The 13,176-nt window shown below is 67.5% G+C and carries 9 protein-coding genes; 6 read left to right on the top strand and 3 right to left on the bottom strand.

The genetic code is table 11. From position 1 onward, the window contains the following. Positions 1-13: 13 nt before the first annotated feature. Positions 14-436: a phage baseplate assembly protein V gene (locus M9924_19415; protein ID MCO5066555.1), complete on the bottom strand. Its 423-nt coding sequence runs from the start codon at positions 434-436 to the stop codon at positions 14-16. Between the two features lie 11 nt (positions 437-447). Then, complete coding sequence (gene vgrG, locus M9924_19420) at positions 448-2,775, bottom strand: type VI secretion system tip protein VgrG (GenBank protein ID MCO5066556.1); 2,328 nt, start codon at positions 2,773-2,775, stop codon at positions 448-450. A 175-nt stretch (positions 2,776-2,950) separates the two neighbouring features. Between vgrG and tagH the strand changes: the two genes are divergently transcribed. From tagH to M9924_19450, 6 genes are all read left to right on the top strand, one after another. Further along, the gene (gene tagH, locus M9924_19425; GenBank protein ID MCO5066557.1) at positions 2,951-3,898 is read left to right on the top strand and encodes a type VI secretion system-associated FHA domain protein TagH; all 948 of its coding nucleotides are present in this window, start codon (positions 2,951-2,953) and stop codon (positions 3,896-3,898) included. Between the two features lie 93 nt (positions 3,899-3,991). Then, positions 3,992-5,440, top strand: a complete 1,449-nt coding sequence (icmH, locus tag M9924_19430) for a type IVB secretion system protein IcmH/DotU (GenBank protein ID MCO5066558.1) — start codon at positions 3,992-3,994, stop codon at positions 5,438-5,440. 31 nt (positions 5,441-5,471) lie between these two features. Continuing rightward, positions 5,472-8,960, top strand: a complete 3,489-nt coding sequence (gene tssM / locus M9924_19435; protein MCO5066559.1) for a type VI secretion system membrane subunit TssM — start codon at positions 5,472-5,474, stop codon at positions 8,958-8,960. Positions 8,961-9,051: 91 nt separating this feature from the next. Then, positions 9,052-9,834, top strand: a complete 783-nt coding sequence (locus tag M9924_19440; GenBank protein ID MCO5066560.1) for a protein phosphatase 2C domain-containing protein — start codon at positions 9,052-9,054, stop codon at positions 9,832-9,834. Between the two features lie 32 nt (positions 9,835-9,866). Beyond that, positions 9,867-10,259 (top strand): DUF1036 domain-containing protein, encoded by a 393-nt coding sequence (locus M9924_19445; protein MCO5066561.1) that lies wholly within the window; start codon positions 9,867-9,869, stop codon positions 10,257-10,259. Continuing rightward, positions 10,256-12,640, top strand: coding sequence for a M23 family metallopeptidase (locus M9924_19450; GenBank protein MCO5066562.1), 2,385 nt, complete (start codon positions 10,256-10,258; stop codon positions 12,638-12,640). Before M9924_19445 ends, M9924_19450 begins: the two co-directional genes overlap by 4 nt. Here M9924_19450 and M9924_19455 read toward each other — a convergent pair. Next, positions 12,606-13,172: a gluconokinase gene (locus M9924_19455; protein MCO5066563.1), complete on the bottom strand. Its 567-nt coding sequence runs from the start codon at positions 13,170-13,172 to the stop codon at positions 12,606-12,608. The two genes, M9924_19450 and M9924_19455, sit on opposite strands and share 35 nt — an antisense overlap. Positions 13,173-13,176: the final 4 nt, after the last annotated feature.

Here is a 13,176-nt window from a genome sequence, read left to right on the forward strand (position 1 = left end):
GGGTCAGAGCCTGTCAGTTGAGGTGCACGGCGGCGCCCTTGATGCGATTGACGCCGCGCGCGTGGCTGGTCAACTGCGTGCCGCGAATGGAAATCCTGCCGTCCTTTTCAAGAATTATGGACGCGTCGCCGCACCGCAACTCAAGACGCGCCTCGGCCTCGATGCAGACGGTCTGCCCGTCGCGCACCACCTGCACCTCACTCTTTTTGACCGCCGGGGCGACGATCCTGCCGACGATCAGCGGCCTTGCCGGATCGCCCTCCTCGAACAGCAGCGCCACTTCCGCGCCGACCGCGCTGCCGTCAAGCTCGCACAGGCTGCGCGCGGCGAGCGCGGTGTCGGCGGGATTGGCGGCGAACACCACCAGCGGCGCGCCCGCGTCGAATCCGATCAGCAGCCCGATCGCCACGCCGTCGATGCGACTGAGAACTTCCATGGCACCCACCCTCAATTGTTGTTGATCGTACTGCCCTTGATCTTCACATCCGAGGAAGCGTTGATGTTGATCTTGCCGCTTCCCTTGATGGTGATGTCCTTGCCCGAGACCTGGATGGTCCCGTCCTTCTTCATCATGATCGAGGCGCTGCCGCACTTGATCGTCACCTCGTCGGCCACGTCGATCATCAGCTTCTTGCCGACCTTGACCGTCATGTCCTGCTCGACATTGGTGGAACTGGCCTTGCTGACGGACAGTGCATAGGCGCCGCTGACGGCGGTGCTGTCGTCATTGCCGATGGAAGACGAACGCTTCTTGGCGACCGAAAGTGTCTGGTCCCCGCCGACGGAGGTCGACTGGTTCGCGCCGATCTGGATGGTCTGCGCGGCACCGACGGAAACGCTGTCGCTGGCGCCCACCCTGTGGCTCTGGTCCGCGCCGACCGAAACGCTGCGCGTCGCGCCGACGGAAATGGTTTGCGCCGCGCCGACCGTGCGAGCCTCTGTCGCGCCCACCGTGTCGACGCGGGCCACGCCGACCGTCACCGACTGGTTGAGCGCCACCGTCTGGGAATGGTTCGCGCCGATGGTCTCGGTGGAATTTGCGCCGATGCTGATGGTCTCGTTGGAGCCGACGGAAAGCGCGCGGTTGTTGCCGACGCTCTCGGTATCGTCGTTGCCGATGGTGCCGGTGCGGTCATGGCCAACCGAAAGCGTCTTGTCGTTGCCCACGTCCTCGTCGAGATTGTGCCCGACGGAGTGCTTGGCGTCATGGTCGATGCGGTCGCTCTGGTCATGGTGAACGGTCTTGGTGCGGTCGTTCTCGATGACCAGCACATGGTCCTTCTGGGCGTGGAAATAGACCTCTTCGGACCCTGCCTTGTCCTCGAAGCGCAATTCGTTGGAACCGCCGCCGCCCAGCGACGAATTTGATTTCCAGCCCGATTGGGTGGCGCTGCCCGGCAGGCCGTAGGGCGGCATCTGCTCGTCATTGTAGACCCTGCCGGTGATGATCGGCTGGTCGGGATCGCCCTCCATGAAATCGACGATGACTTCCTGGCCGATGCGCGGAATCTGGATGAAGCCCCAGTTGGCGCCTGCCCATGTCTGCGAAACGCGCACGAAGCAGGAGCTGTTCTGGTCCTTCTTGCCCTCGCGGTCCCAATAGAACTGGACCTTCACGCGCGCATATTTGTCGGTGAAGATCTCCTCCCCCGACGGCCCGACGACGACGGCGGTCTGCGGCCCCGCCATGTGCGGACGCGGCGTGATGCGCGGCGGGCGATAGGTCAGCGATGTCGGCGAAAGCCCCAGCACGACGCGGAAGGTCGGGCCGTCCGGGTCCGCGCCCGAGCGGTATGCCGGATCGCTCAGATGATATTCCGCCGTCACCACCAGATAGTCCTGGTTCTGGTCGTCGCGCGGATGGTCCTCCAGCGAAAAGGTGCAGCCGGGGAAAAGCCCGCGCACATTTCCGGCCGCCGCGATGCGCTGGTGCGTGGCCTGCAATTCCTCGCGGCGGATCGCCGCGATGGCATCGCCGCGCCCGGTGTCGAGGTGGACGCCGGGATCGGCATAGACCTCACCCTTGGCTTCGGCATGGCCGAAGGGCTGCTCCGACTTCGCCATGAGATCGGCGCCGGGCTTCTGGAAATCATAGTCGGTGTGCGCATAGGCGCCGGGGCGCACCTCGCTGCCGCTGGCCCATTCGGTGAGGTATTCCCTGTCGCGACGGCTGTCGCCGCCGCCATAGTTGAACACGACGGTCTTGTAGTCGGGAGCAGGCTTCAGCTTGCTCATCGCATCGGCCAGCACCATCGTGTGCTCGCCGTCGCCATGCTCGAAGAAGTAGAAAATGCCCTCGTGCTCCAGAAGCCTCTGCACGAAGTCGAGGTCGCTCTCCGAATACTGGACACAATATTCGCGCGGCTTGTAGGACCCTTGCAGCCGCTTCTCGAATTTCGCGATGCCGTATTTGGAGAAGATCTTCTCGACGATCTCCACAACCGTCATGTTCTGGAAGATGCGGTTGTCGCTGGTGTTGGAAAGAAACCAGAACCAGGGCCGCACCATCGCCTCGTAATAGGCGAGCTTGCCCTCGATCCTGATCTGCCGGAACTCCGCGCAATGGCCGGTGAACCACCGCTTCGGATCGGCTTCCAGCTCCACCGACACGATGCCGCCAAGCATGGCCAGCGGATCGACTTTCAGGTCGGTGCTGACGAAGCGCACCCTGTAGCCGAACGGGCGGCTGATCTCGTCCCGACCGGCGAGATGGGTGAAGATCAGCGTGCTGTCGCCGAGCGGTGTGTGGGCAACCGCCACGCGCTCATCTGCCATGGGGCCTCTCCTGGGGCGTGGGACCCTGTATATAGTTCTATCACAACTCAACCGTGTGGCGCTATCCACCGGAGCGTGTGCGCAAACCGGACTGTAACCTTCCCGCGCTATGCTGATACAATGCGATTGACCGGCTGATCTTCCCGAACTGGACGGCGCTGTTTGCGACCCGCTGATGACCATTCGACTGACGATTGAAAATGTGGACCGGTTGCCGAACGGCGGCCCGCCCAGCTTCTCGTCCTCCGGCGACTTCCGGATAGGCCGGGAGAATTGCGACTGGGTGCTGCCCGACCCCGACCGCTTCATCTCCGGCGTGCATTGCGAGGTGCGCGCGGCGGATGGCGGCTACTGGCTGGCCGATGTTTCCCGCAACGGGACGTTCCTCAACGGGGCAGGCGCACGCATCGCCTCCCCGCACAGGCTTGCGGAGGGCGACCGGCTGCGCGTCGGGCGCTATGTCATCAGCGTCGCCATCGAGGAAGCTGCGCCCGTGCCGAAGACGAAGCCTTTCGGCGAGCCGTCCGTGGTGACGCCGCCCGTGCGCACGGAAGACGCGGCGCGGATATTGCGCGACATCGCGGCGGGCGCGGGCGTGTCGCCGGACGTGTTTCTGCAACGCGACCCGCAGGAGGTCGCCGCCGAGATCGGCGTGTTCCTGCGGATCGTCGTGGACGAGCTGGCGCTGCTGCTCAAGGCACGCGCCGCCGCGAAGGTGCTGGCCCGCAGCACCGACCGCACCATCCTCAACAGCACCGGCAACAATCCGCTGAAATTCGTGCCGGGAACGGAGGAGATGCTGGAAAAGATGTTTGCGCGGCGCAGCCAGGGCTATCTCGACGCGCGCCGCAGCCTTGAGGATGCGTTTGGCGACCTGAAAACGCATGAGCTTGCGACTTATGCGGCGATGCAGTCGGCATTGGCCGCGCTGCTCGACGAGCTGTCGCCGGAAGCGGTCGAACGCCGCATCGTTTCGTCGGCTTTCGCCTCGAAGAAGGCGCGCGCCTGGGACGCCTATGTCAAGGTCTGGGAAAACAAGGAACAGCGCAACGAGAACGGCATGCTCGACGCCTTCCTCGAACATTTCAGCGAGGCCTATGCGAAGGCGAGCAGGCAGAAGTAACCATCCGCCGCAGCCCTCTGGATTGCCCGCGAAATCTCCGGCGACATCTGGTAGACTTGCCCGAGGATCAACGGGCGGAGACCGGCTGGCGGCATGAGTTCGAAGGACGATCCCTTCGGCGACGGAAAGACGGTGATCGGCAGGGTGCGGCAGGCAGGGCGCGGCGCGGCGCCCGTCCCCCGCGCGCCGACGCCGCGCGCCGAAGCGACAGTGTTCGATCCGGGCTTCGCGGAGCGGCATGTGGCGGGCTGGAGCGAGACGCCGCCCGCCGCTTCGCGTTTCGACCGGCAGGTGCTGGAGGAAGCCGGCAGCGGCATCGCCACAAGGTCCGCCAACCCGCTGATCGCCGCCGCTGCGCCGCTGCTGATCCTGCTCGGCCAGTTCAGCCGGTCGCCGCCCGATGTCGAGCCGCAGGCGCTGGCCGACCGCCTGGCCGAGCTTGTCGACGATTTCGAGCTTGCCGTCACGCGCAGCGACGTGCACGAGGGCGATGGCCGCGTCGCGCGCTATGTGCTGTGCGAAACCATTGACGACATGGTGCAGGCGCTGCCCGGCATCGGCCCCGCGACATGGATGCCGATGGGCATGCTGGCGCGCTTCTTCCGAACCGACGCGGCGGGCGCGGGCTTCTTCGACGCGCTGAACCGCGCGCTCGGCAATCCCGAGCCGCATTGCGACGTGATCGAATTGATGTATGCCTGCCTGTCGCTCGGCTTCGAGGGACAGTATCGGGGCATGGAGGACGGCCCGGCCCGCCTCGACGCCGTTCGCCGGGACACCTATCAGGTGCTGCGCTATTTCCGGCCCGCGCCGATGCGGGACCTGTCCGCCGAATGGCAGCCGGTCGTGCCGGGCGGCAGGCGCAGCCGTCGCGCAATTCCGGTCTGGGTTTTCGCGGCAGCGGGCTGCGCGCTGGTCGCGGGCGCGTTCGTGGAGGTTCGCGGGCGCATCGCGCGGCAGGGCGAGGCCGTCGCCGCCGAAATCCTATCACTGACGCCTGCGACCCCCGTGGCAATCGAACATGCGGCGTTCGTACCCGTGCTGCGCGCAGCCCCGCCGCCTCCCCCGCCCGCGGAACCGCCGCCACCCGCCGATGTCCAGCTCGAGCGCCTGCGCGCAGCACTTGCCCGGCAGATCGAGGATGGAAGCCTGACGGTCGCCGCCAAGGGCGCTTTCATCGTCGTCGAAATCGGCAACCAGCAGCTTTTCCAGCCCGGCAAGGCCATCTTGAAGCCCGAGTTCGAAGGCCTTGCCGAACCGCTCGCCGCCGCCCTCGGAACGGAGCGCGGACCCGTCAGGATCGTCGGCCACACCGACAGCGACAAGCCGGGACGCACCAGCATCTTCAAGTCCAATTACGACCTGTCGGTGGCGCGCGCGCAGGCGGTCCAGAAGCGGCTCGCGCAAGCCATCGGCGGCAAGGTTGCGCTTGAGGTGGAAGGCAAGGGCGAGGACGAGCCGGTGGCCGACAACGCGACGCCCGAAGGCAAGGCGCGGAACCGGCGCGTCGACCTGCTGATCGCGCGCGGGCAAGGCGCATGAGCGTGGCCGGCGCGTGTTTGCGGGCAGCGCAATGCTGAACTGGCTGCTTCGCCTTGTCAGCCTCGCGGCCCTTGCAGGCTTCAGCGCCGCCGTGTGGTATGCGGGGCCGCTGATCGCCTATGACGAGGCCCGCCCGCTTGAAGGCGAGGCGGTGCGGATCGCGGTCATCGCGGGCGCGCTCGGCCTGTTCGCCGTCTATTACGGCTTCCGGTTCTGGCAGGTGCGGCGCGCCGAACGGGCGCTGGAAGAGGCGATGGCGCGGGCCAGCGACGAGGAGAGCGACGCCGCCGTGCTCAAGGAGCGCATGGCCGCAGCCGTCGCGACGCTCAAGCGCAAGCGCGGGCGCGGCTTCCTTCAGGAGCAGCCCTGGTATGTGATCACCGGGCCGCCCGGCGCGGGCAAGACCACGGCGCTGGTCAATTCGGGCCTCGACTTTCCGCTGGCCGGGTCCGACGCGGCGCAGCCGGTGGCGGGCGTCGGCGGAACGCGCTTCTGCGACTGGTGGTTCACCGACGACGGCGTGCTGATCGACACGGCAGGCCGCTACACGACGCTCGAATCCGACGCCGCGCGCGACCGCAAGAGCTGGCTGGCGTTCCTTTCGGCCCTGAAGAAGCACCGCCCCCTGCAACCGCTCAACGGCGTGATCCTGGCCATCAGCCTGCACGATCTGATGACCCTCGACGGTCATGCGCTGGGCGTCCACACGGCGGAAATCCGCAACCGGCTGGACGAGATCGCCGATACGCTGAAGATCGATTTTCCCGTCTATGTGCTGTTCACCAAGGCTGATCTGGTGAGCGGCTTCATGGAGCTTTTCGGCGACCTCGACGAGAATGGCCGCAAGGCGGTGTGGGGCGAGACCTTCCAGACCGACGACCGCACGCGAAACATGGTGGAGCAGTCGGCGGCGTCCTTCGATGCGCTGGCCGACCGCGTGGCGGAGCGCGTCACCGACCGGCTTGCCGGAACCGTGGACCGGCAGGCGCGCGCGGCGGTCTTTGCGTTTCCGGCGCAATTCGGCGCGCTGAAGGACAAGACCGTCAATTTCCTGCGGCAGGTGTTCGACCCCGCACGCCCTTCCGGCGCGATCCTGCGCGGCTTCTACTTCACCTCCGGCACGCAGGAAGGCAGCCCCATCGACCAGTTTCTCGGCACGGCGGGCCGCGCCTTCGGGACAACAGCGCCGCTCTCCGGGAAGGGCCGCAGCTTCTTCCTGCACGACCTGTTGAAGAAGGTGGTCTTTGCCGAATCCGGCTGGGTTTCCTATGACCGCGCCATTGCGCGGCGCGCAGCCCTTCTTCGCTTCGCGGGGCTCGGCGCGGTGTCGCTGGCGGTGGTCGCGGCGCTTGGCGCGATGGCGCTCGCGCTCCTGCGCGAACAGGCGCGCACCGCCGACATCCGCGCCGCGCTCGACAGCTACCGCACCGATGCACCGCCTGCCGTCGCAGAGGCGACGGTCACGCAGCCTGACCTCGAAAACGTCATCGAGCCGCTCGACCTGATCGGCGAGCTTCCCGTGGCGGGCGAACCGGGCCTGTCGGCAAGGCCCGGCGAAGCGCTGGGGCTGGACCCCGGCCGGCGGCTGCAATCGGCGCGCGGGATTGCCTACCGCCGTGGGCTGGAGCGATATTTCCGCCCTCGCCTGCTGCTGGAGCTGGAACAGGCGATCACGGCGGGCGCGGCCGATCCCGCCGGGCTCTACGAGCCGCTGAAGGCCTATCTGATGCTGACCGGGGCCGCGCCGCGCATCGACAATGATTTCATCGTCTCATGGTTCACGCGCGACTGGGAGGACAGGCTCTACCCCGGCCCGCAGAACCAGCAGGGCCGCGCGCGGCTGGAAAGGCACCTGCGCGCGATGCTCGACGTGGACGACGCCTACGACCCGCTCTATCCGCCCGACCGGCGGCTGGTCGAGGCGGCACAGCGCGCGCTCGGCACCCTGCCGCTGGCGGACAGGGCGACGGCCATCGTCGGCTCGGCGCATCACGCCGCCTCGGCTCATGACTACGCGCTTGCCTCGGGCGGCGGCGCGCAGGCGCAACTCGTGTTCGATACGACGGATGCGAGCAGCCTTTCATCGGTTTCGGTGCCGGGCTTCTACACCGCGCGCGGCTTCAACGAGGTTTTCCTGCCCGCCCTTTCCGAGATCGCCCGCAGGCTCGTGGACGACCAGTGGGTACTGGGGCCGGGCGGCGCGCTGCCGGACCTTGAGCGCGACCTGCCGAAGCTCGGCCCCGAACTGCTCAACCGCTACGGCAAGGATTTCGTCGATGCGTGGACGGGGGCAATCGAGCGGTTGAAATTCAGGTCGCTGGCGGATGATGCCCCGCAATATCCGGCACTCGCCGCGCTCGCCGCTCCCGATTCGCCGCTGGTCGGCGTGCTTCAGGGCATTGCCGGCCAGACCGCGCTGACGCAGGCGGCAGGCGACGACACGAGGCTCGCCGCCGGGCTCGCGCGCATCGGTCTGGTGCTCTCCGGCGGCAAGTCGCAAGCCCGCGCGGGCACGGCCCCCTCGGCGGCGGGGATGCCCGCGGGTGCTGCAATCGCGGCGCAGTTTCGGCCCTTCCAGTCGGTGGTGGACGGCAGGCCGGGCGAGCGGCCCATCGACACGCTGGTCCAGAATTTCCGCGACATCTATCGCAGCTTGCTGATCGCCGACGCGGCGGCGCAGCGCAGCGACCGGGCGGATTCGAATTTCGTGCTCCAGATTTCGAGCCTGCGCAACAACGCCTCACGCCTGCCGAAGGTTTTCGCGGGCATGGTGCGCGCCGCCGCCGACGAGTTCGAGGGCGAGGCCGCCGAGACCTCCATCGCCCAGATCAACGCGGCGCTCAAGGAAACCGTGACCGGCGCCTGCCAGGAGGTGATTGCCAACCGATATCCCTTCAACCCCGGCGCGAGCGAGGAAGTGCCGCTCGACGCCTTCGCCCGGCTTTTCGGCCCCGGCGGCACGATCGACCGCTTCTTCGCGCAGAACCTGTCCTCGCTGGTCGAGTTCAGCGAGCCCGAATGGCGCTGGAAGCAGGACGGCAGGATCGGGCGCGAGCTTTCCCCTGCCGCGTTGCGGCCCTTCCAGCAGGCGGCGCAACTGCGCGACGCGTTCTTCCCCGAAAGAACGGCGCTGCCCGCCGTTGCGCTCACCGTCACGCCGGTTTCGCTCCACAACGACGCCGACCTCGCATTCCTCGAAATCAACGGCCAGGTGGTGCAGAGCTACCAGACCGGCAATGCGCCGATGGTCGTCAACTGGCCCGGCGATTCGCCCGCCGCCTCGGCCAGCCTCGCCATCATGCCGGAATTGCAGGGCCGCGAATCCCGCCGCCGCTTCACCGGCCAATGGGCGGCCAAGCGGCTGTTCGACACGGCGAGTTCCGAACAGGCGGCGGACGCCACGCATCTGCGCTTCATCCTCGGCGGGCGCGATGTCGCCTATGCGCTACAGGCCGGACAGGTGGGCAATCCGTTCGGTCTGGCCGCGTTTTCCGGCTTCGTTTGCCCTGATTCATTGTGAGACGACGAGAGCTATACTCAGTTGCGTCCGGCTGTGGCACACTCGGCCCGGACTTGCATTGTCGGTGCCATTTTCGACGGGTGCAACACACATGAACAAGTTCGCCCTGCCGTTCGAGAGCTACGGCGTCACGCACAAGGGGTGCGTGCGCGAGGGCAATGAGGACAATTTCCTGATGGACCCGCCGAACGGCGTCTGGGCCGTGGCCGACGGGATGGGCGGGCACGAGGCGGGCGAAGTGGCCTCGGCCAGCATCGTGGCGCATCTTGCGACCATCGGCGCGGCCACCTCGCCGCCGGACCTGCGGGCGCGCTTCGAGGACCGCCTGCTCAAGGCGCATCACGAGATACGCGCCCTTTCGCTGGAGCGCGAGGCGACAATCGGCTCGACCTTCGCCGCGCTGCTCGCCATGGAAGGATGGTTCGCCTGCCTGTGGCTGGGCGACAGCCGCGTCTACCTCGTGCGCGACGGTTCGATCTCGCAGATTTCCCACGACCACACGGAGGCGCAGGAACTGCTCGACCAGGGCGTGATCACCGAAAGCGAGGCGAGCAACTGGCCGCGCAAGAACGTCATCACCCGCGCCGTGGGCGTCAGCGAGGACATCGTCATCGATGCGCGGCAGGGCGAGCTTCTGGCGGGCGACATATTCGTGCTGGGCACGGACGGCCTGCCCGCCCATGTGCGCGACGACGAGATCGAGGAAGCAGTCACCAGCGGCTCGCCTCAGGCGGCGGGCGACCGGCTGCTTTCGCTGGTGCTGGCGCGCGGCGGCACCGACAACGTGACCATCATCGTGGTGCGCGTCGCGGGAGAAGGCGAGGCCGCCGGGGCGGGCGAGGCATCCGGTTCCGACTGGGGCCGATGGAGCTGAAGGTGGCGCGCGCGCTTCGGCCCGCGCTGGCTGTGCTGGCGCATTTCGTGGCATTTTTCCTGTGTGCGCCCGCGCATGCGGAGTTCACCGTCTGCAACCGCACCCTCGACGTGGTGAACCTTGCCATCGGCAGGGAGGTTGACGGCGCATTCCAGACCGACGGCTGGTGGACCGTCGGGGCGAATCAGTGCGTCGATGCGGTGCGCGAGGAACTCACCACGCGCTATGTCTATGTCTATGCGACCGACGTGTTTGGGCAGGCGATCCTCGACGGCGGAACGACCATGTGCGTCGAAAAGCGCCGCTTCACGATCCGGGGCATCGACGCCTGCTGGCAGCGCGGCCACATCGCCGCGCCCTTCCACGAAGTCGACACGCAGGCCCAGATCCGCTGGACCTTCTTCCTGAGCGGAAGCGACCCGTGACGCACCAGCTCGACGCCAGCTTCAGGCAGAGGAAGCAATCCTTCGCGGCATGGCGGCGGCGCGCCCGGATGCGCAGGTTCTATGCCGCGCTCGGCGTCGCGCTGTCGCTCATGCTCGCGACCGCCGCCTATTTCGCGTGGGACTACTGGATGAACCGCGATCTCGACGAGGAAATCGCCATGACCGACGACATGGTGGACCTGCCGGACGACGCGGCGGTCTATGTTCCGGCCATCGTCGACCTCGCCGGCGATCCGATCTGGATCACGCTCTCGCAGGACGCGTCGGGTTCGCCGCGCACCGTGCTGGTCGACCGGCCGGAGCAGCTTTCCGGCTCCGGCGTCTCGCCGAAGATCGAGCTGCTGTCGGACGAGATGCTGAGTTCGAGCGAGGAATTCATCACCACCATTCCGTCGAGCCAGGAGGATTTCGCCTTCTTCCAGTCGCAGCGCGGCACGGCGGCCCCCGCCCCCGCCCCCGCTGACGACACCGACATCGACCTGCAACCGACCGACGAGCCGACGGATGCCGCCCCCGCGCCTGCGGCGGGCGACGAGCACAATGCGGGCTGGGACGATCTCGGCGGCGCGCCTGATGCCGCCCTGCCCGGCTTCGAAAAGACGGCCATCGAGAACAACACGACCGTCGCCACGACGACGCCCGAATCCGACCGCTTCGAAAGCACCCGCGACAGGTTCGTGCGCGTGCTGGCGGCCCGCTCGCTGGAAAGCGTGGCGCTGGAGGCGGGTTTCGGCAGGGACGATGCCCGCCTTGCCGACGCCGCGCTCAAGTCGGTTTTTGGCCGTGAGGGCCTGGAAGCGGGATTTGTCGTGGCGATGCGCGGCTTCCGCATGCGGCGCGGCGGACCGGAAGCGCTGATGCAGCTTTCCGTCTATGCGCGCGACACCTTCATCGGCACGCTGGTGCGCGGCGACGACGGGCAATATGCGTCGGGCGCCGATCCCTGGGTCTCGAAGGACCTGTTCAACTATTCCGGCATGCCGGACCGGGGCGGCGAGAAACGGCAGTACCGCCTGCTCGACGCCATCTATTCGACCGCCGCGCGCAACAACGTGCCGAGCGGGGTGATCGGCGAGGCGATCATGTACCTGTCGCGCGGCAACGACCTCAACCTGTTCGCCGCCGAGGGCGACCGGCTGGTCATGGCCTATTCGCAGGAGGCGCGCAGCCGGTCGGCGGGCGGGCGCGTGCTCTACGTGGCGATACGCGGCCCCGACCGCAACATAGAGTGCTACGTCTTTGCGCAGCCGAACGGCGATTTCGTATGCGTGAGCGGCGACGACAGGGTCCAGTCCGCAGCGGTGGCGAGCGGCATGACGGTGCCCGTGGACGGCGTGCTCACCTCGACCTTCGGGCCGCGCAAGCATCCGATCCTCAATGTCGTGCGCCTGCACAAGGGCGTGGACTGGAAGGCTCCAGTCGGCTCCCCTGTCGTCGCGGCCTATGATGGCGAGATCGTTTTCGAGGGCGATGGCGGCGGCTACGGCAATCTGGTCAGGATCGCGCATGAGGGCGGGCGCGAGACGCGCTATGCGCATATGCAGCGCTTCGCGATCGAGAACGCGGTGGGCACCCGCGTCAAGGCCGGAACAGTGATCGGCTATGTCGGCACCACCGGCCTTTCGACCGGGCCGCACCTGCATTTCGAGATGTATCAGGGCGGGCAGGCCGTCGATCCGCTCGGCACGGTCACGGTTGCCGTCGCCGCCGTCTCCGAGCCTCTCGTCGCCACCACCACCGCCGCCGAGGACGAGGCGGTGGAAATCCTCACCAACAAGATCATCCATGTCGAGAGCGGCGGCAGCGCGCGCGCCAAGAACCCGCTGTCATCCGCGACCGGCCTCGGCCAGTTCATCTCGAAAACATGGATCAGGATGATGAACACCTACCGCCCCGACCTTGCGCGCACCATGACCACGGCGGAGCTGCTGGAACTGCGCTTCGACCCGACGCTGTCGCGCGAGATGGTCCGCAACCTCGCCCGCGAAGGCGAGGCCTACCTGAAGCAGCGCGGCCACGGCATCACGGCGGGGCGGCTCTATCTGTGCCATTTCCTCGGCATGGAAGGCGCGCACCTCGTGCTCTCAGCCGCACGCACGGAGGCGCTGGTCAACGTCGTCGGCGCGGGCGTGATCCAGGCGAACCCGTTCCTCGCGGGCAAGGAGGCAGGCTATGTGGTTGACTGGGCGGAGCGCAAGATGCGCGGCGCGCGCGGCCTTGCCTCGGCCCCCTCGTCACAGGCGCCATCGGCCCCGGTCGCCGCCATGGTCGAGGTCAGGCAGGACTCGCCCGAGTTCCAGAGCTACAAGCAGGCCATGAGCGCGATCATCGCAATGGCCCAGCCGATCGGCCAGCCGTGAGGGCAGCGCCTTCCGCATTCGCGAACAGCCAGGATTCGATGTCGTCGAGCACCGCCTCGCGCGGCTTTGACGCATCCGCTTCCAGCGCGCGTTCGTCCGCGCCCGGCGCATCGAGCGCAAGGAACTGGCTCTCGACGAGGCTCGGCGGCATGAAGTGGTCGCGGCGCTCGGCAACGCGGCGCTCGGCGGTGGCGCGGTCCACGCTGAGATAGACGAACAGCATGTCCGGGCGGAAGCTCCGCAGCCGGTCGCGATAGGCGCGCTTCAGCGCCGAGCAGGCCGTGACGCTCACCCGCCCGCCTGCGCCAAGCTCGGCGATCCTGCCGCCGATGCGGTCGAGCCAGCCTTCCCGGTTCTGGTCGGTCAGCGGCGTGCCGCTCGCCATCAGGGCGATGTTGCCCGGCGTGTGGAACTCGTCGCCCTCGACGAAGGCCGCGCCGAGCCGTTCGGCGAGCGCCCTGCCGATCAGGCTCTTGCCCGACCCGGCGACGCCCATCACCACCACGGCAAGCGGATGCGGTTCCTCGGCCATCGGT

The organism is Rhizobiaceae bacterium (assembly GCA_023953835.1).
In the GTDB taxonomy this organism is placed as follows: Bacteria; Pseudomonadota; Alphaproteobacteria; order Rhizobiales; family Rhizobiaceae; genus Mesorhizobium_G.